This is a genomic window from Candidatus Paceibacterota bacterium (genome assembly GCA_030583765.1).
Lineage (GTDB): Bacteria > Patescibacteriota > Minisyncoccia > 2-02-FULL-40-12 > GWA2-44-9.
Window position 1 is genome coordinate 480,842 of the sequence record CP129474.1, and the last position, 22,393, is coordinate 503,234.

Consider the following 22,393-nt stretch of genomic DNA (forward strand, 5'->3'; position numbering starts at 1 on the left):
AAGGCATGGCAACCGTCGCAATTAACGGATTTGGTCGTATTGGCCGAGCATTTTTTAAGCTTGCACGTCTTCATCGCGAGCTTAACATCGTGGCGATCAATGATCTTGGAGACCCAGAGGCGCTCGCATATCTTTTGCGGTACGACTCTACCTATGGACGCTTTGATAAGCCGGTATCGGTTCAGAAAAGTGGTTCACAAACATTTTTAATCGTTGATGACGTAGCCTATCAGCTTATTTGTGAAAAAGACCCAGCAAAACTTCCTTGGGACGACATGGGCGTTGACCTTGTCGTCGAGGCAACCGGAATTTTTGAGAGCTACGAAAAAGCAAAAGTACACATTGATGCCGGAGCTCAGCGCGTTGTACTTACTGCGCCTGCGAAGGACGCAGATTCAGAGAGTGCGCGCACGGTGCTTATGGGTATCAACGCAGATGCGCTCCAAACATGCACCATTTCCTCTAATGGTTCATGTACTACAAATTCTGCAGCCCCCATCATTCGCATTCTTCAGGATGGCATAGGAATCCAGAAGGCATTTCTTTCTACGGTGCATGGATACACTGCGACACAGAGTCTGATTGACGGCCCTGTGAAGGGTGGCGATGTGCGTCGTGGGCGAGCGGCGGCAGTGAATATCGTACCTTCAAGCACAGGGGCGGCCATTGCGGTGACGCGCGCAGTGCCAGAGCTGGTAGATCGCTTTGATGGCGTGGCTATGCGCGTGCCAACTATTACCGGGTCTCTTTCAAGTATTACGTTTCTCGCAAAGCGTAAAACAAGCGTTGAGGAAATTAACGAGCTTCTTAGCGCGGCTGCGAAGCGTGATGAGTGGAAGGGTATATTCCGCGTGAATGCGGACCCGATTGTATCGACTGACATTGTTGGCGATCCTCATGCGGCTATCGCAGACCTCACGCTTACCAACGTAGTTGATGGAGACCTATGCACTGTGTACTCGTGGTATGACAATGAGTTTGGCTACACGAACGCGCTCGTGGAGCACGTTCGCGCAGTCGCTGCTCTTATTTCTCAATAATGTTTCGAAGATATCGCGCATTTGTAGAGGCATTTGGATGGTACGGCGTTATCGCTGTGGTGCTTGCATATGCGATGCATAACGTGGGCGTATGGACCGCTCGCGACATTCCCTATGTCTTTCTCAACATTTCTGGAGGAATCGGTCTTATGATTGATAACTGGATGCACAAGGCGTACCAATCCATGTCTGTAAATATTGTGTGGATCGTTGTTGGGTCATACGCTTTTTGGAACATTATTACCGGCGCATGAAGCATCTCCACGATGAAGATATAAAAAAGCTTGAAGTGATCGCGAATGATATTCGCCAGTCTATTATCGCGATGCTTGAAAGGGCAAAGAGTGGCCACACGGCAGGCCCGCTTGGTATGGCGGATATCTTCACCGCATTTTATTTTCATATCTTAAACCACGACCCTGCGAATCCCGAGTGGGCGGAGCGCGACAGGCTCATCCTCTCCAATGGACACATCGTGCCGGTGCGTTACGCAGCGATGGCGCATGCCGGCTATTTTCCGAAAGAGGAGCTCATGACACTTCGAGCTTTTGGCTCGCGTCTGCAAGGACACCCAGAGCGCGAGCGATTGCCCGGTGTGGAGACGACATCTGGTCCTTTGGGGTCCGGCCTTGGACAAGCTGCTGGAATCGCGCTTGCTGCGCGTATGGATGGCAAATCGTTTCGAACCTACTGCCTCATGTCTGATGGCGAACAAGATGCGGGGGCTATCTGGGAATCAGCACTCTTTGCTGGTAAATATAAGCTAGCGAACCTTACCGGGGTTATTGATCGGAATATGATCCAGATCGATGGCTCTACTGAAGTGGTTATGCCCCTTGAGTCATTGCGTGCAAAGTGGGAAGCATTCGGGTGGTATGTTCTTGAATGTGATGGGCACAATTTCGCGGAGTTTATTAGCGCCATTGGGCAGGCGCACGCCGTTGTTGATCGGCCGACGCTGATCATTGCCCATACGATTCCTGGAAAAGGCGTCCCAGAAATCGAGTATGATTTTAAATGGCACGGGACGCCTCCAAATGCGGAGCAGGCGAAGCGATTTTTGCATGCGTTGCGTACGTTACACGGCAAAATTGTCAGTGAGCATGAGTAGTATGTGGTATGCTATGACTATGAACATCAGAAAGGGGGTGTCGGCATGAAGCAATGTAATTGTGGTCACCACGCGCTGGCGCGCGTGATCCCTGCTTTGTCATGGGTGAGCGGTATCTTATTTTTCTGGGCTTCGTTTAGCGAAGGATTTGTATTTGGCTTTGACACCCAGTTTTACTTTGAGGCGGCGGTTTTGCTCGTACTCTTGGGTATGGGTATGAGAGCGTGTGGATGCTGCTGTGAAAGTGGCTCGTGCGGGAAGATGATCTGTGGCTCGTGTGGCCCAGACGAGAAGCGCTAACCTATGGCGCCGGCCGCCTTTTGGGCGGCTCCGCAATAGGTGAGTGATTGTATATGCTCGCAGATAACATAACACAACGAGATGCACTACAGCAGATTCCTATCCGTGACGGCTACGGTCGCGGGTTGGTGCGCGCAGGAGAGGCCGACGAGCGCGTGGTGGTGTTGTGTGCAGATCTTACTGAATCGACTAAGTCGCATTGGTTCGCGGAACGGTTTCCAGAAAGATTTATTCAAGTGGGTGTTGCAGAGCAGAATATGGCACTCGTTGCTGCTGGTATGGCTCAGTATGGGAAAATTCCATTTATTGCGTCATATGCAGCGTTTAGTCCTGGGCGCAATAACGAACAGATTCGCACGAATGCATGCCTCAATAATGTGCCGGTAAAGATCGCGGGATCTCATGCGGGCATTTCTGTGGGCCCCGATGGAGCAACGCACCAAGCACTTGAAGATATTGGGCTCATGCGCATGATCCCTCGCATGCAGGTGGTGGTACCATGCGATGCGTTTGAAGCAGAAAAGGCGACCATAGCTATTGCTCAGAATGGTGCCCCTTCATACATTCGCCTGGCACGAGAAAAGACCCCCGTTTTCACGCTCCCTGACACACCGTTTGAGCTTGGCAAGGCGCTCGTCTTACGCGAAGGGCCTGATGTCGCCCTTATCGCGTGTGGTTCGCTTGTGTATGAAGCGCTTCTTGCCGCCGAGCAGCTTCAGAGAGAGGGTATTTCATGCACGGTAGTCAATAATCACACCGTGAAGCCTTTAGATACAGAAACAATCAAGGCCGTTGCGCAGCGCTGTGGTGCGGTGGTCACTATAGAAGAGCATCAACGGGCGGGTGGCATGGGTTCTGCGGTTGCGGAATATCTGATTCAACATGCACCCGTACCCTTAGCGTTTGTAGGCATGGCCGATTCGTTCGGGGAGTCGGGAGCTCCAGAAGAGCTTCTCAAACATTTTAGGCTTGATGCAGAGGGAATTATTGCGTCCGCCCGTGCGGTTTTGAAGAATAAATAGGCTCAGTGTTGATAACGGTGCTTTTCCGTTGTGTGAAAAGGGGCGTATACTGGATGGAATATGTATAAACGCCTCATCATCTTTTTTCTCGCTCTTGTAGTAGCTAGCCAACTTGGTTCTGTAGCGCTCGCGTACACGCCAGATGATATAGCCGCCGAAGCGCTTGCAGCGCAAGCGCAACCACAACAAATAGCTGGGTGGAAAATCCTTCTTAACAACATTACCAAGATTTTCGGCTTTGAGGCGTTTAAAACAGAGTTCTCGGGAAGTTTTGCGTCTAGGGGCTATGGCAACGACCCTGCGCGATGCGAAAAGGCTGGTGGTACTTGGACGACCGATCCTGAGGGTAATAATGGCAAATGTAGCGTTGTGTATACCGAAAGCGGGACTCCAGTTCAAACTAACCCATTTATTCCAAATAATCCGAGCAACGCTGGTGGTGGAGGTGGTGGCGGTGCCCCCGTTCCGAACGATCCAAGTGGAAGAGTCCCTGGCGCTGGAGGCGCTGGCCCTGGTGCTCAAGACATAGATAGCGATGGATATCTCTTGCGCAACGACTGTAATGATCGGGACCCAGAAGTAAATCCTGGCCGTCCCGAAATTCCTGGCAACGGGAAGGATGATGACTGTAATCCGGATACTCCCGATGATCGTCCTACTGCCAGCAATGACGATCCGCAGAACGTGGTAGTCATCGCAACACCTGTTGCAACGCCCGCGGCAACACCAAAGACTGTCACTGGAAAGCCGACAATTGATGGCGCGGTAAATCCTGTTGCTGTGCGCGCAGTTGAGCGGAGTAATACATCCCCATCTCTCTCCATTAGAGAGTCTGGTGATAGTGTTCAGGTGTCGTGGAGCTTTGGTTCCGGAGAAGCTTGGCCGCTTGATTGGATCGCGGTCTTTGATGCCCAATCAGGATTTCCTCTTGATTCTGGAGCATGGAGTAGGGTAGAGCAGCGCATTTGGAAATATGCCCACAATGGCAAGGATGTTCGCACCACAAGTGCTGGCGCATCGGGATCAGTTGTTCTTCAAAAGCCCGAAGGAGCAGCGGATGTTATTGCGGTGTATTACCGCGACAATGGATTTACGGTGCTTGCGAGTGCCGTATTGCGTGGTGCGCCAATCCGTCCGCAAATAGTTGAACCTACGGCGGTAGTTACTGCACTGCCAACTCCATCAAGGGTTCCTGTGGCAAGCGTTGCTCCAGCTGAGGAGTTTGCCGACTGTTCACTTGTTGAAGCGAAGAGCGCCTCAACCAGAAGGCTTACTTCTAATATGGGCCTCTTTGAGAGAATCCGCTCTGCGGTGTCTGGGTCATCAGCCTCACAGCTTCCTGAAGATAACTGTCCCCGTATTACATCGGTGACACCGTCTGCTACCTCTCGAGATGGCGAACGTGTCGTGATCGCGGGCTCAGGCTTTACCACCAAGGGGAATGTAGTGTATTTCTTGCAGGGGAGAGTTGAAAAAGCGCGCGTTGCTGGTTCGGTTTCATTTAATCGCACTTCGCTAACTGTTGCCGTCCCTACTTTAACGCCAGGCTTATATGATGTGCGCGTTATGAATGAGGCGGGGAAGATAGGAAATGCTATGCAGGTAAACGTACTCGGTGGGGTTGTGGGGCCAACGATGCTGCCAGCTGCAAGTGTTGCCCCCCTCCCCACACAAATTGCATGCGTCCAAGTCATAACCCCAGCACGCAACAATGAGACGGGAGTGTGTCGTGAATTCGCTACACCATGCGATGTGCCCACGGGATGGACTGTACTCCAACAAGGAGAGCAGTGTACTCGTACCGCAACACCCGCCCCTACCGTACGCCCAACCGTAACACCTCGCCCCACACCAGTGCCCCGTGTAGGTTGCTCACCAACAACACAAACTGTTCGCGTGGGAGACCCTGTAACACTCACTGCTCTCGGTGGCTCGGGAAGGTACACGTGGCGCGCACCCAAGTCAGCTGTCCTTGCTGGCGACGGACAGACCTTCACCACAGTATATGAAAAGAAGGGCCGTTATTATGTGAGTGTGAGTGATGGTGCCCGCTCTCGCAGTTGCCGCGTTATCGTAACCCAATAACAGATGCTCATGAAACGAATTTTTATTCCCCTACTCCTCTTGTGCGCACTGGTAGCTCCTGCCTCTGCCGCAAACGACGCAGCGCAAGATCCCGGACAGGTTGCTCGCATTCGGATTCGGATTAATAGGGTCATCTCGTGGCTTTTTGGAGTACAGCTAGAAACATCCTCTGGATTTGCCTCGCAGAGGAGTGGTATCTCATGCTCCCCAAAGACACAGACTGTTTTTTCTGACATCCCCACACTGCTCATGGCTCACGATGGCGTGGGTCCGTATACGTGGCGAGTCGGCGACACGGTTGCGCAAGGCGAGGGTCGTGATCCATCGCTCCGCGCATCATTTGCAATGCCTGGAGTTTACACCGTCTCTGTGACTGACAGTGCGGGCGATTCGGCAACGTGCTCGGTAACTGTTCGCAGAAATCCTGCCGTAACATCTTCCAGCGTGGACCTTTCATTTGGAGACACGCTCGCCCATATGCTCTCCGTCATGACGAAGAGCTTCCTTGGTGTGCAGGAATAAGCCTTCGGTGCAAGAAAAAACCACTCACATGAGTGGTTTTTTCTTGCACGCACTATGCGCGTATTATGCAGTGTGCGTAGCGATGATCTCTTTCAATCTCATAAAATCTGCCTCTAGTTGTGCCCGTGATGTTGGATCTGTAAGAGCTGCGCTTGGGTGGGCGGTGGGGAATACAGAGTAGCTGCCCATATTGAGCGCTTTGCCTCGTACATTGGCGAGGGGCTGACGGAGCCCAACGCCGTTAAGGGCGAGCGTCCCCATAGTAACTACAATGCGAGGAGCAATCGTTTTGAGCTCCTCTTTGAGAAATGTTGCGTGGAGACGTAGCTCTTTTGGATGCGCCTCAAGGTGTGACCCAAGCGAATGCTTCATCGCGGTAGTAATGTAAATTTTACGAGGCGTGAGCCCTGCATGCTTAAGAAGCTGATTGAAAAGCTTCTTTGCCGGACCTGCAATTGGCGCTCCTTCTTTCTCTTCGTGTGGTCCAGGTGCTTCAGTTACAAAAACAACTCGTGCATTGAGGTCGCCGCTGCCGAGGACGAGGGTGCGGTCCTTAAATTTTTCTTTCAGCTCAGCATGGATGTGCTTGAGGGTCTTGGGAGGTTGCATAGCTTCTTAACTAGACATATTACATCATTTCTTTTATTTTGGCAAGGTTTTCTGCGGCGTGCGTGATCTTGCGATATTTGCGCAGAGTGCGCATGTCTGGTATGATTTTCGTGCCTTTTTGGCGTCGGTTTGGGCGATTAGTTCAGTGGTAGAACGCTGTCCTGATCAAAGGCACTTTGTCACTGGTTCGTTCGGCTGTCATACAACCTTCTGTTTCGGGGGCGATTAGTTCAGTGGTAGAACGCTGTCCTGATAAGACAGAGGTCCTAGGTCCGATTCCTAGATCGCCCACATTCAGGTTGTATGCAGTCTCACTGCCAGTGATAAGACAGAGGTCCTAGGTCCGATTCCTAGATCGCCCACACGTAGTACATGATGTGCCTTGAGGCACATCATGTACTCGTAGCATTGGAAGATCTAGGAAGCGGACGCCGGAGCAATGCCCCGCAAGCTTGCGGGGCCGCGAGGCGGTGCCTAGCCCGAGACTTGCGGCGGCAAGTCGAGAGGCGAAGGAGATTCCTAGATCGCCCACAGATAGTGTTGGGCTCATAGCTCAGCTGGTAGAGCGCCTCATTTGCAATGAGGAGGTCACCGGTTCGAATCCGGTTGGGTCCACAAACCGTCCACTGACACTTCTTGTACTGCACACTGTGCGCAGTACAATGAGGCGTATGGACATATCTTTAAACATCTGGGCAGTTGTTGGTGCCGCAGTTGCGTATGTGGCGTTGGGTGCGCTTTGGTATGGCCCGCTGTTTGGGAAAAAGTGGCGCATGCTCGCAGGAATTTCTGAAGCGGACATGTCGCGCATGCCCCTTACTCCTTGGCAGGCAATGGGCATGGGATTAGTGTCGGCCGGCATTATGGCGTATGTCCTCGGCGCGTTCATGCAGGTTTGGGGCGCCTTTAGTAGTGGCGACATCGTCAGGCTCGTTTTTTGGATTTGGATTGGCTTTATAGCCGTCGTGCACCTCGGGAGTTTTCTCTGGGAGGGAAAGCCCTTGAAGCTTTTTGTGCTGAACGCGTCGTATAGCTTCTTCGCGCTCTGGCTCATGGCGTGCATTTTGGGACGTTGGGCATAAGCTCCGAATATGCGGATAAACAACAACGGGAATAGCCCGTTGTTGTTTTTATAGAGCCACGGTACACTGCGTATATGGAAACAGTATTTTTGATACTCGGCATTGTTATTGGGCTTGGTATCCTTGGCGCCCTCCTACTTTTAATTAAGCGCTCTCGTGAGCAAGGGGGCGCGGGAGATGCGGTCAGTGTTTTACATCAACGCCTTGACGCCCTCACGCAGCTAATTAGTCAGCAATTAAGTGAAGGGCGACAATCGACAGAGCGCGCAACACAGTCGGTGCATCGGCAGGTTCAGGATTTTACGGCCGGTATGACGCGCCTTCAAGAAGAAGTGAGGCACATGCAAGATCAGGTAAAACACGTTGTTTCATTCCAAGATATTTTCCGTGCTCCAAAACTGCGAGGGAGCTGGGGTGAGTATTCGCTTGAGTCTGCTCTCGGGCAGTACTTTCCGCGTGCGAGCTGGAAAATGCAGCACATGTTTTCTACGGGCGACATTGTAGATGCTGTTGTGACGCTTCCTAATGGGCTTCTTGTTCCCATTGATAGTAAGTTCAACTGGGAGAATTTTAAGAAAATGATCGATGCAGAAACAGATGTAGATCGTGATCCGTTTCGTAAGCTTTTTATTGCTGACGTCAAAAAGAAAGTTGATGAGATCGCTGCAAAATATCTTTTGCCCGGCGAAGGTACGACTGACTTTGCGCTCATGTATGTGCCTGCCGAGACGGTGTATTACGAAATGATAAACAATATCGGCGATACGGACATTGCCGACTACGCGCGCAAACGGAAGGTTATTCTTTGTTCTCCAAATACATTTTACCTGACCGTGACGGCTGTGATGCATTGGTTCAAAGATGTGCAGTTCGCCCAACAGACTCGCGATATCTTCAAGCGCTTAAAGCAGTTAGAGACCGATGCGAGTAAGTTGTCAGATGAGTTTCGAGTCCTCGGTAAACACCTTTCTAATGCGCAGGGCGCCTATGATGAGAGCGAAAAGCGTGTGGGATTATTTGTAGACCGCGCGCAGCGAGTACTGGAAATGGCAGACGAGCAGGTTCCTCCTGGGAAGGATTCCCCAACTACTTTAGAGTAAAGTCTCTTGATTGAAGTGCCCGTGATGCGGTATGCTGTCCGCCATGGATATTCTTCAATTTTCGTTCCTGGCGTCCCTTGCGTCGCTGGGATATGGCGCCATACTCATTGCTGGCGTTTTAAAAAAGTCGGCAGGGAATGAGCGCATGCGAGATATCGCCAATGCCATTCAAGAGGGAGCGGAGGCATATTTACGCCGCCAGAATATGACCGTTCTCGCGGTTGGGCTCGTGCTCATGCTCGTTTTAGGAACGTGGCTCGGCACCGCAATGGCCGCCTCGTTTGCGGTGGGCGCATTTGCGTCTGCACTCGCCGGCTACATTGGTATGATGGTTTCTGTACGTGCAAATGTGCGCGTTGCTGAAGAAGCTCGTCATGGAATTTCTCGGGCATTTGCTCTTGGATATAAGGGTGGGGCAGTAACCGGATTTTTCGTAGTTGGACTTGCTCTCCTCTCTTTAACGGCAGTATTTTGGGCTACGGGAAATGTAAAAGATCTCATCGGTCTCGGGTTTGGGGCGTCCCTTATTTCTGTTTTCGCACGACTTGGCGGCGGCATTTTTACAAAAGGCGCTGATGTTGGTGCGGATATTGTAGGAAAAGTTGAAGCAGGCATTCCAGAGGATGATCCGCGCAATCCAGCAGTGATCGCGGACAACGTCGGTGACAACGTCGGTGACTGCGCTGGTATGGCTGCCGACCTTTTTGAGACCTATGTTGTCTCGGCGATCTCTGTCATGCTGTTGGCCCATCTTTTAGTGCCCGCTGCTCCGGCGCTCGTCTATGTGCCGCTTCTTATCGGCTCCGCCGCTGTTCTCGCCTCGCTTATCGGCTCCCTCTTTGTTCGCCTCTCTTCTGGAGGATCTATTATGGGTGCGTTGTACCGTGGCTTGGGCGTTGCCTCTTTGATTTCAGTGGCATTTTTCTGGTTTATCGCTCAAGGCATGGACGGCCTTTCTGAGCTCTCTTTCGCGATTGGCATGGAGGTTACCGCGCTTCAGGTGTTTTGGTGTATGGTAACAGGCATTGTGGTCACTGCGCTCATGATGATGATCACGGAGTACTATACTTCAAAGAGCTTTTATCCTGTGCGCGCTATTGCGCACGCCTCGACAACGGGTCATGGCACGAATGTGATTATGGGTCTTGCTATGAGTAAGCAATCAACCGCGATGCCGCTCATCGTCATCGTAGCTGCTATGTATGGTGCCTATTCGCTTGCTGGTCTGTACGGTGTAGCGCTTGCAACAATGAGCATGCTCTCTCTTGCGGGCATTGTGGTCGCTATTGATGCGTTTGGCCCTATCACCGACAATGCTGGTGGGATCGCAGAGATGGCGGAGCTTCCTGATGAGGTGCGTGACGTAACCGATCCGTTGGATGCTGTTGGCAACACTACTAAGGCGGTGACGAAAGGGTACGCGATTGCATCTGCTGGGCTTGCGGCAATTGTGTTGTTCGCTGCGTATACTCAAGAGCTTGCCGAGTTTGGACGCATTGTGCAGTTTGATCTATCCGATATCCGCGTGCTTGTCGGGCTCTTTATCGGAGGCATGATGCCGTACTTGTTTGGCTCTATGGCCATGCAGTCTGTGAGTCGTGCGGGCTCTGCTATCGTTGATGAAGTGCGTCGTCAGTTCCGGGAAATCCCTGGTATTATGGATCGCACCGCGATTCCAGAATATGGTGCTGCGGTAGACATCGTCACTCGTGCGGCAATCCGTGAAATGACACTCCCAGCACTTGTGCCCATAGTATTTCCTATTGTGGTCGGCTTCACATTGGGTGCAGAGGCGCTCGGCGGTCTTCTCGTGGGCGTGATTATCACGGGCTTATTTGTTGCCATCTCAATGACTTCAGGCGGGGGCGCTTGGGATAACGCGAAGAAGTTTATTGAAGAAGGCAACCACGGTGGCAAGGGATCGGATGCCCACAAGGCAGCGGTCACGGGTGATACGGTAGGAGATCCGTACAAAGATACCGCGGGCCCTGCGATCAACCCAATGATCAAGGTGGCAAACATCGTTGCTCTGCTCATTGCTCGGTTTATCTAAAATAAAAAGTGGCTACCCTCAGCATGGCTGTGGATAACCACATTTTTCGACCGCCTGCGGCGGAACTCAAGGATCAAGAAACCAACAGATCCAAGGGTTCAAGACCGCAAGGGTCGATTACTGCTACACGAAGCCCGAGACGGAACCGTAGTAGCCGTGCGCATAGTCGAACCAGTACGTGCCGAACTTGGCCTCGCCGTCGCTGAAGTAGAAGACCGGCGCGTGCGAGAAGCGGCCATCGCCGTCGGGATCGTCGAACTCGTCACCCGAGCAGTCCATGTCCAGCTCCTCCCAGCGAACGAGTCGCTCGGGGTGAACCAGCACGATGGAACCGACCGCGAGGCTGGTCAGACCGAACTCGTTCTGCACAAAGACCTCGCGCGCCCGGCGAACCGAACGACCGCGATGCCGAAGCCCCAGCTGTGCTGCGATGATCAGGATGTCGCCCGGCTGCTTCTCCGCGACGAGATCGAGCGCATGCGCCGTGCGAGCCGAAACTCGCAACTGCGCCGGCGTGATCTGGCCGTCACGGTAGTTGTAGAACGAACGCGACTCCCCGATCTTCGTGTGCACGAGCTGAACGGCCCGGCAGTACTTGTCGGCGGGATCGGTCACCTCCGGGAAGTACTTCACGGCGATGGCGTCCACCGAGGGAACCGCGAACCATCCTTCGGCTCCTTCGGGGAGCGCGGGCAGGTTCTTGGCGTACTCGAGCGCCTGGGTCGGATCGAGACCGAAGATCGTGGCGACTGCCTTGATCTGGTCGACGATCGGCTTCGGGCCCTTGTACTCCTTCGGGTACGTGTAGCTGGAACGGACTTCCTCGTCGGCGTACCGATCGGACTGGGACAGCTCGGCGATGAGCTTGGCAATCCCGTCCTGCAGTTCGCCGCCGCGCTCGTTGAGCCGCTGTGCGCGGGAGTCATCGAGCTTGGACTTGTTGTACGCGGCCTCGAAGAGACCGGTTGCGTGGAGACCTTTCGGGTCTCTGCTGGTGATCAATGTCTGTGACATCGTCATCCTCCTTCTTCGTTGAATTACCCGAACCGCTCGGGCGAGCGTCTTGCCTCAACATGAGACGAGCACGATAGGTACAAGAGGTCTTTTACCCATTGTGCTCGGCTCAAATAAGGCCTTTTCAAAGAACTAACTTTGACGCTTAAGTATAGCAAAAATAAGCGGTTTTGTCAAGAATGGAACCTGTCCCCTTCTATGCTGTATAATATGCTTGAGCTTAGGCTAATGTACAGCCGTCCACGGATTGCTGTCGCCGAACTCTATCATTTCAACGATAACAACCAGAGTCCCGGAGACTACGGTTTCCGCGAGCGTGTTGTGTTGAGGAGATACTGCTTGCTTTCGCCTAGTGCAGGTTCCTTACCGGATGCTGCCGAATTAAATTCAGGACTGAGAGAATATAGGTCTGTTTCCAACAGGCAGTAAATCTCAAGGTTCGGTGCCACGGATGGGTGGAAGCAATTATCCCGACGACGATGACCGCTTCTCGCACGCGCCGATCTTCAACTTCAACGACGGCAAGGCCAAGTTCGACACGAACTGGTTCGACAATGCGAACGACAACTACGGTTCCGTCTCGGGCTTCGTGTCGAAGTCTCTCCAAGACAGAAAGGGTATCCATTTTGGATACCCTTTCGTTTATTCGGCTTTGATTGAGCGTATCCACCCGCCCAACATTCGGCCTATCTCATCTATTGGTGCTTCAAGCGCAATGTACTTCTTATTGTCTATGGTTTTCACATCCTTCATGAGTCGGATAAACATGCGAAGCATATTGAGTTTGAGGCTGGCACGTTCAAGTGTTGGGAGTTTTTTCTCCCGGTGCTCTCCGCTCGCCTGCATGATTGCTTCCAACACATCGAGTATCGCGCACTCGCATCGTTCGAAGACCGTGAAGCGATCTTGTTTGGGTACGAGTTTCCGGTACTGATTGAAGGTTTTGTACAAGTCGTAAGACTTTTTGAAGATTGGTATATCGAATTCGTTCATAGTTATGAAGGTTTATAAGAATCTATTTCAACAAATCGTCTCGCTAGAAAACCTATTCACGGCATGGGAAGAATTTCGAGCTGATAAGCGGCACAAAGAAGATGTCCAGGAGCTTGAATTTAATGTGGAGCAAAATCTTTTTGCGCTTTATCGAGAGCTGGTCTCGAAAAAGTACACTCACAAGCCGTATTTTGGCTTCTATATTCGTGACCCTAAGGTGCGACATATCCATAAGGCCACGGCCCGGGATCGGGTTTTGCATCATGCGGTGTTCCGCATTTTGAACCCGCTTTTCGACAGGACTTTTATCCCCACTTCCTTTTCTTGTCGGGTTGGTAAGGGATCGCATAAAGGAGTTATGGCATTGGAACAAATGATTAGGGCTGAGAGCAGGAATTTCACTCGGCCGTGTTTTGTCCTGAAGTGCGACGTGCAAAAGTTTTTTGATTCGATTGATCACCAAACCCTTCTGGCCATTCTTCGTAAAAAAATAGCCGACATGGACACCATGTGGCTGATGGAAAGAATTATTGAAAGCTTTTCGACCGGACGGACTACCTTGTTCGACCGCCAAGGTGTGCCGATTGGCAATCTCACCTCCCAGCTCTTCGCCAACGTGTACATGAATGAGTTTGATCAGTTCGTCAAACAACAATTGCGAATCAAACACTATGCCCGCTACACGGATGATTTCGTGATCGTCTCCACCGATAAAAAAGAGCTGACGAATTTGCTTGATCCTATACAGCAATTTCTCGGTGGCTGTCTGAAGCTGAAACTCCACCCCAAGAAAATATCTATTCGCCCCTGTCATCAAGGCATCGATTTTCTTGGTTATGTGGCCTTGCCTTACCATCGGCTGATGCGCCCCAAAACAAGGCGTCGAGTATTCCGCAAATTGAGAATACGGATTTCCCAATACCGGGCCGGAGCGATCAGCGAGGACGCTCTTTCCCAGTCTCTGCAATCTTATTTGGGTGTGCTCTCTCATGCGAATACTCATCAACTGAGCGAGAACCTAAAGAACCAGTTTTGGTTTTGGCTGCATATGTAACATTCTCCACACTCATTCCGTGCTCTTAGTGGTACAATGAAAGCATCTTTATGCCTGACCTCGCGAAAGTGCGAGACATCATGACGACCAAAGTATTGACGGTCGGCTCTGATGACACGCTCGAAGTTGCTACAAAATTATTCGAACAGTATGACTATGACGGTATTCCTGTCATAGATAACCAACGCAAACTCGTTGGTATTATCACTGCATATGACATGGTCGTGCAGAGCTCAGGTATGCACTTGCCGACCCTTATGGAAATTATGCGCCAGATGTCAGCGAATAAGGCGGATAAAAAGGACATCGATGAACACTTTACTAAATTGCGGCAGATAAAAATAAAAGAGGTGATGAATACGCAGCCCTTAGTGGTGGGGCCTGACCTGAGTATCGAAGAGCTCGCTCGCGTGTTTGCAGAGCATCACCGAGTAAATCCTATTCCCGTCGTTGATGATCAAGGCATTCTCGTCGGTCTTTTAAGTCGCTACGATATCATTAGGTTTTTCAACGAACGTTATTTCCAACAAGTAGTGGGCGAGGTGAGCACGGTGCGTGGCGGAAAGGGAGCCCCGGAGGCTATCAACGCGACAGTTCAAGACATCTCGAAGGAGTTTCTCATTGTGAATCGTCGCCGGCCCCGTATTTGGAAATATGCGGCAATTGGAGCTTTTATTGCTGGACTTGTGGTGGCGACCGCTATGATTATTCGGATCGTGCGGGACGAAGAAACCGTATTCATGCCCCGTACCATTGCGGTTGTGATATCAACATTACGCTAACGTTATTTTATACACAAACGCTATACTACAAGCGTGAGATACATCAGAAAGGGGGTGCGAAATGATTGAAACATCAGCTCCGGATATTGTCCGAGCATCGCTTCTGACGCTCTGGTCGGGTGTGGCCGGTTTTACGCCGCGCCTTATCGCCGCCATTATCGTGTTCGTTGTTGGGTGGCTCGTCGCATCACTTCTTGGTAAGGTGGCGTTCCACATTGTACGCGTGTTGCATCTCGATGCAGCGCTCTCCCGCGTTGGATTCCGTCAAGCATGGGAGCGAAGCGGTTTTCGCCTCAATAGTCCGGTATTTTTTTCTGATCTTGTCCGCTGGTTCTTTGTTGTCGTGTTTCTTATGGCGTCAACGAACATCCTGGGCCTTGATCAGGTGAGCCGATTCCTTGAGACTGTCGTTCTCTACATACCAAACGTTATCGTAGCGACGGTCATTCTCTTGATCGGTATCTTGGTTGCAAAGTTCTTGGAGAATGCGGTTCGTGCATCCGTGCGTGCAGCGGGGCTCGCATCCGGGAATTTCCTTGGTTCGCTAACAAAGTGGGCGGTATTCACGTTCTCTCTCCTTATTGCGCTAGTGCAATTGCGAGTAGCAGAAGATATTATCCGCATTGTTATTATTGGCCTTGTGGCAGCAGTGTCACTGGCGATCGGGTTATCCTTTGGTCTTGGTGGCGTCAAGCATGCTGAAGAGATGGTGGCATCGCTTCGTCGACGCATTGAGGACTAGCGTCCGAACGCATAACAAAGAGCGCCCATATGGGCGCTCTTTGTTATCGGACGGCAAGTGGGGTTGATGCTAATTTTTTCCAAATACTTGCGTGTACGTGAGTGAGCTTCGTGCGTTCTGTGGGTGAGAATTTTTTTAGTACAAATGTTTTGATCGCCTCATCTTTTACGCGAGCGGTTTGTGAGTGGGCTTTTACAACGGCACGCGTGGCTGTACCAACGCGTACTCTCCAAAACTTCTTGGTCTTCAGAGCGCGCATAACACTCTCTACGCCTTTATGACCTCCCGAGTTCTTATCAAATGAGACCTTGCCACCACCAAAGGGAATATCGAGGTCATCGTGTGCGATAAGGATGTGCTCTGGCTTGATGCGGAGTCGTTCGGCAATGGCCTTCACAGGTTTTCCGCTCTCATTCATAAAGCATGTTGGGAGAAAAAAGTGTGCCTTGTAGCGGGCAGATCCAATGGTGAGTGTCCCTGTTGCTTCCATGCCCTGAGGCCCCTCTTCCCACGCCGAAGCGCCCTCGTGGCGCGCAAGCCATCGCGTCCACAGCTCTCCTGCATTATGGCGCGTGTTGGCATATTCTTCGTCAGCATTCCTGAGTCCTATGACAAGCAGTGTGGGTATCATAGGAGCAAGTATACTGCCTTCCTCACGACTGTCTATCCTTTTCTAGGCTTCGTTGGCGTGGTATACTTGTTTCGCATGAATGAACAACGTCCTCCTCTTTCTGGGCACGGCGTGACGGATGGCGTAGGCGGAGAGGTTCTCGCCTTTATTTGGGAGACTGCCAAGATCGTTTTGATCTCTCTTGCCATAATCGTCCCGATTCGGTATTATCTTGTCCAGCCGTTTTTTGTAAAAGGGGAGTCAATGCTCCCTAATTTCGAGGATAAAGACTACATTATCGTTGATAAACTCTCGTATCGGTTCAGCGAGCCGCGGCGGGGTGATGTGGTGATATTCCGTTATCCTCGTGACCCACAAGAGTACTTTATCAAGCGGATTATTGCCCTCCCAGGCGAAACCATCCTTATCCATAAGGGGCGCATCATTATCTACAATGAGCTTTTCCCTAATGGTGGTGAGCTGGACGAATCCTTGTATTTGCCGAAAGGCGTTGAGACGCAACTCTGTTCTATACAGATGCCATACCGCCTTGATCAAAACGAGTACTTCGTGATTGGCGATAATCGAGATCACAGCTCGGACTCACGGTGTTGGGGACCTGTAAATGAGTCATTTGTTTCCGGCCGCGCATGGCTGCGCCTCTGGCCCCTTGATCAGACATTCTTCATTGAAAGATTGAATCCGTTCGTAGAACGCTTAACCGAGCCACTCCGTTAGTCTTTCTTGCACCATATGACCAAACCTAAAAAGGCGAAATCCTACCAAGCGCCGCGGGGAATGCACGACATTCTTCCAGAAGATCAAAAGTACTGGCGCTATCTTCAGAAGAAGGCCGAGTCGCTCCTTGAGGACTACGGCTTTGATCGCATTGATACTCCTATATTGGAAGACGTCGATGTCTTTTTAAAGGGCGTTGGTGATGCGACCGATATCGTTTCTAAAGAGCTCTATACGTTGAGTACAAAAGGTGGAGATCGTTTTGCTCTGCGCCCTGAGGGGACCGCATCTATTGCGCGCGCATACATTGAGCACGGTATGCACGTGCGTCCACATCCATTAAAGCTCTACTACTGGGGAGCTATGTTTCGCCACGATCAACCGCAGCGCGGTCGCTACCGTCAGTTCTTTCAGTTTGGCCTTGAAACCATTGGTGACGCGTCCGAAGCGGTCGACGCGGAGCTTATTTTTGTAGGATGGCGCTTTTTGGAGAGCATTGGCCTGAAGGGAATAAACGTACACATCAACACAATCGGAGACCAGAACTGCCGTCCCGCATATATTCGCGCCCTCCGCGATTTTTATAAGGCGCGCACGAAGAAAATTTGTGATTCATGCAAAGAGCGCGTGAAAGAAAACGTATTGCGCGTGCTCGATTGTAAGGAGCAGGGCTGTCGGGCGGTGATGCAGGAGGCTCCGCAGATCATGGATTTTCTTGATGCTGAGTGTAAGAACCACTTCCGTCGCGTGATGGAATTCTTGGATGCGGCTAATGTGCCCTACGTACTCAATCCGTATCTTGTACGCGGCTTAGACTACTATACGCGCACCGTGTTTGAGTTTGTCCCCGAGGATCGTGCTGATGGTGCGCCAGCACTGAGTGTCGGCGGTGGAGGGCGCTACGATCGTCTTATGGAACTTTTGGGCGGTTCAAAAACTCCCGCCGCTGGTCTCGCGCTTGGCCTCGATCGCATCGTCGCAGAATTAAAAGAGCGCGAAGTGAGCGTCCCTGACGCTGTGCCAAAGCCGAAAGTGTTTCTCGTACAGCTCGGCGATGCGGCAAAGCGAAAGAGCCTCCCTTTATTTGAAGAGATTCGTCGCGCGGGTATTCGCATCAAATCTTCGCTTGGACGTGATAGTGTTAAAGCGCAATTGCGCATCGCGCACCGTCTGGGAGTAAAGTACGCACTCATTTTCGGACAGAAAGAAGCGCTCGATGGCACTGTAATCGTGCGCGAGATGGAGACGGGCGTACAGGAGAATATCCCATTGGAAAAAATCGTCGACGAGCTTAAGAAGCGTTTGCGCGAATAAATATGCAAGATATTTTTTGCTCCATTATCTCCGGAGACGTGCCAGGTGAATTCGTTTTTCGCGACGAAAAGGTTGTGGTATTTAAGGATATTCATCCACAAGCTCCTGTTCACTTGCTCGTAGTTCCCGTGCGCCACGTTGAGGGTATCGGAGATGCGGATCAAGAGATGCTTGGTATTCTTATGAGTACGGCACATCGCGTGGCGCAAGAACAAGGATTGGTCGACGGCTATCGTCTTATTGTGAACGATGGCGAGCACGGTGGAAAGCTTGTACCACACCTACACATTCACGTACTTGGGGGCAAGCACCTAGGGCCTAAGATGGTCCGAGAGGGCGACGCGATATGATGCAAGCGAGGGGCCGTAGACGCGGCTCGTCGCTTGCGGCATATACCGCAGGCAAGAAAGGAGGTCTTCTATGGTTGATGTAAAACGAAAACCAAATGAAAGCACGGGCAGCCTTCTGCGCCGTTTCTCTCGTTTTGTGCAGGTAAGCGGCGTGGTATCGAAGGCAAAGCAGTCCCAATTCCGTCCTAAGAAGCAGAATTTGCGACGCATGAAAAATAGCGCCATTATGGGCGTGCATTTAAGCGCGCTCCGAAAGCGTCTTGAAAAGATGGGCGTTTATTCCGATGAGCGTTTTGAAGAGGAGAAGCGTAAGCTGAAGCAGACAATCAAGTTGTAATGAGTGCCAGGCGCGCCATCTGGCGCGCCGCGCGCTTTTTTGAAGATATGAGCATCACCGAACAGGTGTTAAAAGATGAGCTGAAAGCTGCGATGAAGGCGGGCGATACTTTGCGTCGATCTGTTATTGGTCTCATCCTTTCTGTTGCAAAGAACCGTTCTCTGGAAAAGCGCATGAAGATGGTAAGGGGTGGTGCAACTACCGAAGCTGCCGATGCGGAGAGTGTGCTTTCTAGCGATGAGCTTATGGATGTCGTCGCAAGCGAGGCAAAAAAGCGTCGCGAATCTATCGCAACATATGAGCAGGCGAATCGTCCCGAGCTCGCGCAAGCCGAAAAAGACGAGCTTGGTGTTCTCCTTTCATTCTTGCCGGAACAAATGAGCGATGAGGAGCTCCGTTCTGTCGTCGCTGAGGTAGTGGCCGCTGCTGGTGCGGTTTCCGCAAGTGACCAGGGTAAAATCATCGGCCAGGTGGTCGCGCGCACAAAAGGCCGCGCAGACGGATCGCGGGTGAGTGCGTTCGTTCGCGAGGCGCTTTCGTCATAGCTCATGCAGTCACGCATTGATCTTGTGTTTCGCAATGAGGCGCGTGTGAAAGGATTTCCATCCTCATTCTTTCAATCTCTTATCGCGCAGACTCTACACACTGCTGGTATTTCTGGTCAGCGTGGCATAAGTGTGAGTTTGGTGTCCGCAAGGCGTATGCGCACTCTGAATAAGGAGCACCGGGGAGTTGACACAACAACAGATGTCCTCTCATTTCCTCTAGGCGATGGGCCAGAAAATGCGTATACTACACCTGTACTTGGAGACCTCTTTATTTGTGTCTCTTATATTCGCATTGCCGCAAAAGCAAGGGGCGTTCCAGCAAAACGCATGTTGGCATGGGCAACTATACATGGGACGTTACATTTGCTGGGGTATGACCATGAGCGTTCGCGGCATGAGGCAGAGAAAATGGAGAGACTTGAAGAGCAAATCCTTGCTGCACTGTAATGACCAAGCAACCTATTATCACGGGCATTGATGTCGGAAACGCCAATATTAAGGTGGTGGTTGCGACAATTGACGCTGAAACATTTCGTCCCGTGGTAATTGGCGCAGGGCTTGCTCCGTCGCATGGTATGCGTAAGGGTATGGTGACGGACATGGAGGAGATTATTCAAAGTGTTCGTGCTGCTGTGCAGCAAGCTCATGCAACGGCGCAGACCTCTATACGTCGAGCCTTTCTCTCGGTGAGTGGTATGCATATGCGCACGCAGATTTCCCGTGGCGTTATTGCCGTTTCGCGTGCCGATAATGAGATCTCTCAACACGATATTGATCGTGTCATTCAGGCTGCCTCGGTTATCAGTCTCCCGCCAAATCGAGAAATTGTGCATGTCATCCCTCGTACCTTTATCGTTGACGGCACTGAACATGTGAAGAATCCACTTGGTATGAAGGGCGTGCGCCTTGAGGCTGAGGTGTTGATTGTTGAGGGTATGGCGCCGCACATTCGTAACGTCGTGAAATGCATCAATGAGGCAGGTATTGAAGTTGCCGGTCTCGTGTATGCGCCTCTTGCCGCTTCTCTTGGCGCCCTTGATAAGAATCAAAAAGAATACGGTGTGGTGCACCTTGATATTGGAGGCGGGACATCGAGTCTTGCCGTGTTTGAGGAGTCTGATCTTATCCATACAGCGCTTTTTCCTGTTGGTTCCCGACACATCACCAACGATGTTGCCATCGCGCTCCGCACTTCTATGGACGTCGCTGAGCGTATAAAGCTGGAGCATGGCTCAACATCTGATGCGATTGATCTGCGTAAGAAAGACGAAATTGACCTCTCGGTACTCATGCCGGACGAGCCTCGCACATTACCGCGTAAGCAGTTGGCGCGCGTCATTGACGCTCGAGCTCACGAGGTGCTCGATATGACCATTGCTGAGTTAAAAAAGATTTCTCGCGAAGGCAATCTCCCGGCCGGCGTTGTACTTACTGGGGGAGGCGTGCATCTTCCGGGATTCGCGGCGCTTGCGAAAGAGAAGCTGCGTCTCCCCGTGCGCATTGCCCACTCTCCTCACGTTGATGGAATGCCCGAAGTTATCGCCGACCCAACGTTTACGGTTGCTCTTGGTTTAGTTATGTGGGGTCTCGATATGGAATATGGTTCGGGTAAGACGCGTATAAGCTCGGTGCACGGCGAAGGAGATGGGCTTTTAGGCCGTGCCGTTCGATGGATTAAAAACTTCCTGCCGTAATACATATCCCCGAGGTTATCCACAGTAAAAACGAGCTTCCTTGCGCCCGTTTTTCTTTTGTGATAAGACGCACCTACGCTTTTCAGGAGACTGTAGCGTTTCTGCATATGCCACAAGTGAAACCCCAATTTGAAACATTTGCCCGCATTAAAGTATGTGGTGTCGGGGGCTCGGGCGGTAATGCGCTTGCACGAATGATTGAAGCGCGTATTCATGGCGTTGAGTTTATCGCAATTAATACGGACGCACAGGCGCTCCACAACTCGAACGCTCCGGTGAAAATTCACATCGGGAAGAGCCTCACTAAGGGTCTTGGGGCTGGGATGAATCCAAACGTGGGCCGAGAAGCTGCAGAGCAAACTCGTGAGGATATTCTCACCGCATTAAAGGGGGCGGATATGGTATTTATCGCATGCGGCCTTGGGGGTGGTACAGGTTCCGGCGCATCACCCGTGATCGCTGACATGGCCCGTGAAGTTGGGGCACTTACGGTTGCCGTAGTGACAAAGCCTTTTAGCTTTGAGGGCGCTCAGCGCATGCGCATCGCCGAAGAGGCGCTACAAACGCTTCGCGAACGTGTTGATGCGATCATTGTCATCCCGAATGATCGACTCCTTTCTATTATCGATCGCAAAACTCCTCTTCTTGAATCTTTTGCCATTGTCGACGATGTGCTGCGACAGGGCGTGCAAGGTATTTCCGACCTCATCACTATTCCGGGTCTTATCAATGTAGACTTTGCTGACGTGAAGGCGGTAATGTCAAGTTCTGGTTCCGCGCTCATGGGCATCGGTCGCGCGAGTGGAGAGGAACGTGCTCTTGAGGCGGCGCGGCAGGCGATTAATTCACCGCTGCTTGAGCTTTCTATTGATGGTGCGCGCGGCGTCCTCTTTAATGTGACGGGTGGGGATGATATGACGATGGCAGAAATTTCTGAGGCTGCACGCGTTATTACCGAGCACATTGATACCGATGCGAAAGTTATTTTTGGTGCCGTAGTAAGCGATAACCTCAAGAAGGGCGAGATGAAGATCACGGTTGTTGCAACTGGCTTCGTGAACGGCGGGATTGGCCCCATGCCACAACGTCAGATGACCGGAGATGGACTCTTTGACATTCTCAAGAAGCCTGAACCTATTTCATCTCCATCCTCACAGGCGACGCTGAACGGCTCGGCACAGCAACCACAAAAGGATCCAGTCAAAGAATTTATTGATTCTTCAGTTGAGGATGATAGTCAATTCGACATTCCTGCTTTTATTCGACGTAAAATGCAAAAATAGCTTGCGCATT

Annotated in this window: 25 protein-coding genes and 2 tRNA genes; 22 read left to right on the forward strand and 5 right to left on the reverse strand. The window is 51.5% G+C overall.

From position 1 onward, the window contains the following. Window positions 1-5: 5 nt before the first annotated feature. The 6 genes from QY311_02590 (at window position 6) to QY311_02615 (ending at window position 6,080) form a co-directional block, all read left to right on the forward strand. On the forward strand, window positions 6-1,040 hold the full coding sequence (locus QY311_02590; GenBank protein WKZ26998.1) for a glyceraldehyde 3-phosphate dehydrogenase NAD-binding domain-containing protein: 1,035 nt from the start codon (window positions 6-8) through the stop codon (window positions 1,038-1,040). After that, window positions 1,040-1,294 carry a hypothetical protein gene (locus QY311_02595; protein WKZ26999.1) on the forward strand — a complete coding sequence of 85 codons (255 nt, stop codon included), beginning with the start codon at window positions 1,040-1,042 and terminating at the stop codon, window positions 1,292-1,294. The genes QY311_02590 and QY311_02595 overlap by 1 nt, the downstream gene beginning before the upstream one ends. Continuing rightward, window positions 1,291-2,151, forward strand: coding sequence for a transketolase (locus QY311_02600; protein ID WKZ27000.1), 861 nt, complete (start codon window positions 1,291-1,293; stop codon window positions 2,149-2,151). Before QY311_02595 ends, QY311_02600 begins: the two co-directional genes overlap by 4 nt. Before the next feature lie 353 nt (window positions 2,152-2,504). Further along, window positions 2,505-3,473 carry a transketolase C-terminal domain-containing protein gene (locus QY311_02605; GenBank protein ID WKZ27001.1) on the forward strand — a complete coding sequence of 323 codons (969 nt, stop codon included), beginning with the start codon at window positions 2,505-2,507 and terminating at the stop codon, window positions 3,471-3,473. 60 nt (window positions 3,474-3,533) lie between these two features. Then, the gene (locus tag QY311_02610) at window positions 3,534-5,558 is read left to right on the forward strand and encodes a MopE-related protein (GenBank protein WKZ27002.1); all 2,025 of its coding nucleotides are present in this window, start codon (window positions 3,534-3,536) and stop codon (window positions 5,556-5,558) included. Between the two features lie 9 nt (window positions 5,559-5,567). After that, window positions 5,568-6,080 (forward strand): hypothetical protein, encoded by a 513-nt coding sequence (locus tag QY311_02615; protein WKZ27003.1) that lies wholly within the window; start codon window positions 5,568-5,570, stop codon window positions 6,078-6,080. A 63-nt stretch (window positions 6,081-6,143) separates the two neighbouring features. Here the strand turns inward: QY311_02615 and QY311_02620 are convergent, their stop codons facing one another. Continuing rightward, window positions 6,144-6,689, reverse strand: a complete 546-nt coding sequence (locus QY311_02620) for a uracil-DNA glycosylase (protein WKZ27004.1) — start codon at window positions 6,687-6,689, stop codon at window positions 6,144-6,146. Window positions 6,690-6,908: 219 nt separating this feature from the next. Here QY311_02620 and QY311_02625 point away from each other — a divergent pair. From QY311_02625 to QY311_02645, 5 genes are all read left to right on the forward strand, one after another. Beyond that, window positions 6,909-6,980 (forward strand) — tRNA-Ile (locus tag QY311_02625). A 251-nt stretch (window positions 6,981-7,231) separates the two neighbouring features. Further along, a tRNA-Ala gene (locus QY311_02630) sits at window positions 7,232-7,304 on the forward strand. A 56-nt stretch (window positions 7,305-7,360) separates the two neighbouring features. Beyond that, on the forward strand, window positions 7,361-7,771 hold the full coding sequence (locus QY311_02635) for a DUF1761 domain-containing protein (GenBank protein WKZ27005.1): 411 nt from the start codon (window positions 7,361-7,363) through the stop codon (window positions 7,769-7,771). Window positions 7,772-7,845: 74 nt separating this feature from the next. Next, on the forward strand, window positions 7,846-8,871 hold the full coding sequence (locus QY311_02640; GenBank protein ID WKZ27006.1) for a DNA recombination protein RmuC: 1,026 nt from the start codon (window positions 7,846-7,848) through the stop codon (window positions 8,869-8,871). A gap of 43 nt (window positions 8,872-8,914) precedes the next feature. Beyond that, window positions 8,915-10,924 (forward strand): sodium-translocating pyrophosphatase, encoded by a 2,010-nt coding sequence (locus QY311_02645; GenBank protein WKZ27007.1) that lies wholly within the window; start codon window positions 8,915-8,917, stop codon window positions 10,922-10,924. A 123-nt stretch (window positions 10,925-11,047) separates the two neighbouring features. On the opposite strand, the gene QY311_02650 is transcribed toward QY311_02645, so the two are convergent. The 3 genes from QY311_02650 to avd all read right to left on the reverse strand — a co-directional run bounded on the left by QY311_02650 (window position 11,048) and on the right by avd (window position 12,931). After that, entirely contained in the window at window positions 11,048-11,944 is an 897-nt protein-coding gene (locus tag QY311_02650; protein ID WKZ27008.1) for a hypothetical protein, read from the reverse strand. A gap of 343 nt (window positions 11,945-12,287) precedes the next feature. After that, window positions 12,288-12,563, reverse strand: a complete 276-nt coding sequence (locus QY311_02655) for a hypothetical protein (protein WKZ27009.1) — start codon at window positions 12,561-12,563, stop codon at window positions 12,288-12,290. A 17-nt stretch (window positions 12,564-12,580) separates the two neighbouring features. Next, window positions 12,581-12,931, reverse strand: coding sequence for a diversity-generating retroelement protein Avd (gene avd, locus QY311_02660; GenBank protein ID WKZ27010.1), 351 nt, complete (start codon window positions 12,929-12,931; stop codon window positions 12,581-12,583). Between the two features lie 4 nt (window positions 12,932-12,935). On the opposite strand from avd, the gene QY311_02665 reads away from it, so the two are divergent. From QY311_02665 to QY311_02675, 3 genes are all read left to right on the forward strand, one after another. Further along, a complete protein-coding gene (locus QY311_02665; protein ID WKZ27011.1) occupies window positions 12,936-13,985 on the forward strand; it encodes a reverse transcriptase/maturase family protein in 1,050 nt (349 codons plus the stop codon). A 50-nt stretch (window positions 13,986-14,035) separates the two neighbouring features. Further along, the gene (locus QY311_02670; protein WKZ27012.1) at window positions 14,036-14,767 is read left to right on the forward strand and encodes a CBS domain-containing protein; all 732 of its coding nucleotides are present in this window, start codon (window positions 14,036-14,038) and stop codon (window positions 14,765-14,767) included. A gap of 61 nt (window positions 14,768-14,828) precedes the next feature. After that, a complete protein-coding gene (locus QY311_02675) occupies window positions 14,829-15,509 on the forward strand; it encodes a hypothetical protein (GenBank protein WKZ27013.1) in 681 nt (226 codons plus the stop codon). 43 nt (window positions 15,510-15,552) lie between these two features. Here the strand turns inward: QY311_02675 and pth are convergent, their stop codons facing one another. Next, window positions 15,553-16,140, reverse strand: a complete 588-nt coding sequence (gene pth / locus QY311_02680) for an aminoacyl-tRNA hydrolase (GenBank protein ID WKZ27014.1) — start codon at window positions 16,138-16,140, stop codon at window positions 15,553-15,555. A 75-nt stretch (window positions 16,141-16,215) separates the two neighbouring features. On the opposite strand from pth, the gene lepB reads away from it, so the two are divergent. The 8 genes from lepB to ftsZ all read left to right on the forward strand — a co-directional run bounded on the left by lepB (window position 16,216) and on the right by ftsZ (window position 22,383). After that, window positions 16,216-16,857, forward strand: a complete 642-nt coding sequence (gene lepB / locus QY311_02685; protein ID WKZ27015.1) for a signal peptidase I — start codon at window positions 16,216-16,218, stop codon at window positions 16,855-16,857. A gap of 15 nt (window positions 16,858-16,872) precedes the next feature. Continuing rightward, window positions 16,873-18,171 (forward strand): histidine--tRNA ligase, encoded by a 1,299-nt coding sequence (hisS, locus tag QY311_02690; GenBank protein ID WKZ27016.1) that lies wholly within the window; start codon window positions 16,873-16,875, stop codon window positions 18,169-18,171. A gap of 2 nt (window positions 18,172-18,173) precedes the next feature. Further along, the gene (locus QY311_02695; GenBank protein WKZ27017.1) at window positions 18,174-18,521 is read left to right on the forward strand and encodes an HIT domain-containing protein; all 348 of its coding nucleotides are present in this window, start codon (window positions 18,174-18,176) and stop codon (window positions 18,519-18,521) included. A gap of 70 nt (window positions 18,522-18,591) precedes the next feature. Further along, window positions 18,592-18,858: a hypothetical protein gene (locus QY311_02700; GenBank protein WKZ27018.1), complete on the forward strand. Its 267-nt coding sequence runs from the start codon at window positions 18,592-18,594 to the stop codon at window positions 18,856-18,858. Further along, window positions 18,858-19,403 carry a GatB/YqeY domain-containing protein gene (locus QY311_02705; protein ID WKZ27019.1) on the forward strand — a complete coding sequence of 182 codons (546 nt, stop codon included), beginning with the start codon at window positions 18,858-18,860 and terminating at the stop codon, window positions 19,401-19,403. Before QY311_02700 ends, QY311_02705 begins: the two co-directional genes overlap by 1 nt. A gap of 3 nt (window positions 19,404-19,406) precedes the next feature. Then, a complete protein-coding gene (gene ybeY, locus QY311_02710) occupies window positions 19,407-19,853 on the forward strand; it encodes an rRNA maturation RNase YbeY (GenBank protein WKZ27020.1) in 447 nt (148 codons plus the stop codon). After that, entirely contained in the window at window positions 19,853-21,100 is a 1,248-nt protein-coding gene (gene ftsA / locus QY311_02715) for a cell division protein FtsA (protein WKZ27021.1), read from the forward strand. The genes ybeY and ftsA overlap by 1 nt, the downstream gene beginning before the upstream one ends. Window positions 21,101-21,207: 107 nt before the next feature. Then, window positions 21,208-22,383: a cell division protein FtsZ gene (ftsZ, locus tag QY311_02720; protein ID WKZ27022.1), complete on the forward strand. Its 1,176-nt coding sequence runs from the start codon at window positions 21,208-21,210 to the stop codon at window positions 22,381-22,383. The last annotated feature ends 10 nt before the right edge of the window (window positions 22,384-22,393 follow it).

Coding starts and splice junctions, on each gene's coding strand:
- QY311_02620 (WKZ27004.1), bottom strand. CDS start 6,689: ATGCAACCTCCCAAGACCCTCAAGCACATCCATGCTGAGCTGAAAGAA.
- QY311_02590 (WKZ26998.1), top strand. CDS start 6: ATGGCAACCGTCGCAATTAACGGATTTGGTCGTATTGGCCGAGCATTT.
- QY311_02595 (WKZ26999.1), top strand. CDS start 1,040: ATGTTTCGAAGATATCGCGCATTTGTAGAGGCATTTGGATGGTACGGC.
- QY311_02645 (WKZ27007.1), top strand. CDS start 8,915: ATGGATATTCTTCAATTTTCGTTCCTGGCGTCCCTTGCGTCGCTGGGA.
- lepB (WKZ27015.1), top strand. CDS start 16,216: ATGAATGAACAACGTCCTCCTCTTTCTGGGCACGGCGTGACGGATGGC.
- pth (WKZ27014.1), bottom strand. CDS start 16,140: ATGATACCCACACTGCTTGTCATAGGACTCAGGAATGCTGACGAAGAA.
- QY311_02635 (WKZ27005.1), top strand. CDS start 7,361: ATGGACATATCTTTAAACATCTGGGCAGTTGTTGGTGCCGCAGTTGCG.
- QY311_02695 (WKZ27017.1), top strand. CDS start 18,174: ATGCAAGATATTTTTTGCTCCATTATCTCCGGAGACGTGCCAGGTGAA.
- QY311_02670 (WKZ27012.1), top strand. CDS start 14,036: ATGCCTGACCTCGCGAAAGTGCGAGACATCATGACGACCAAAGTATTG.
- QY311_02600 (WKZ27000.1), top strand. CDS start 1,291: ATGAAGCATCTCCACGATGAAGATATAAAAAAGCTTGAAGTGATCGCG.
- hisS (WKZ27016.1), top strand. CDS start 16,873: ATGACCAAACCTAAAAAGGCGAAATCCTACCAAGCGCCGCGGGGAATG.
- ftsA (WKZ27021.1), top strand. CDS start 19,853: ATGACCAAGCAACCTATTATCACGGGCATTGATGTCGGAAACGCCAAT.
- ftsZ (WKZ27022.1), top strand. CDS start 21,208: ATGCCACAAGTGAAACCCCAATTTGAAACATTTGCCCGCATTAAAGTA.
- QY311_02610 (WKZ27002.1), top strand. CDS start 3,534: ATGTATAAACGCCTCATCATCTTTTTTCTCGCTCTTGTAGTAGCTAGC.
- QY311_02615 (WKZ27003.1), top strand. CDS start 5,568: ATGAAACGAATTTTTATTCCCCTACTCCTCTTGTGCGCACTGGTAGCT.
- QY311_02705 (WKZ27019.1), top strand. CDS start 18,858: ATGAGTGCCAGGCGCGCCATCTGGCGCGCCGCGCGCTTTTTTGAAGAT.
- QY311_02700 (WKZ27018.1), top strand. CDS start 18,592: ATGGTTGATGTAAAACGAAAACCAAATGAAAGCACGGGCAGCCTTCTG.
- QY311_02640 (WKZ27006.1), top strand. CDS start 7,846: ATGGAAACAGTATTTTTGATACTCGGCATTGTTATTGGGCTTGGTATC.
- QY311_02655 (WKZ27009.1), bottom strand. CDS start 12,563: ATGGATACCCTTTCTGTCTTGGAGAGACTTCGACACGAAGCCCGAGAC.
- QY311_02605 (WKZ27001.1), top strand. CDS start 2,505: ATGCTCGCAGATAACATAACACAACGAGATGCACTACAGCAGATTCCT.
- ybeY (WKZ27020.1), top strand. CDS start 19,407: ATGCAGTCACGCATTGATCTTGTGTTTCGCAATGAGGCGCGTGTGAAA.
- QY311_02665 (WKZ27011.1), top strand. CDS start 12,936: ATGAAGGTTTATAAGAATCTATTTCAACAAATCGTCTCGCTAGAAAAC.
- QY311_02675 (WKZ27013.1), top strand. CDS start 14,829: ATGATTGAAACATCAGCTCCGGATATTGTCCGAGCATCGCTTCTGACG.
- QY311_02650 (WKZ27008.1), bottom strand. CDS start 11,944: ATGACGATGTCACAGACATTGATCACCAGCAGAGACCCGAAAGGTCTC.
- avd (WKZ27010.1), bottom strand. CDS start 12,931: ATGAACGAATTCGATATACCAATCTTCAAAAAGTCTTACGACTTGTAC.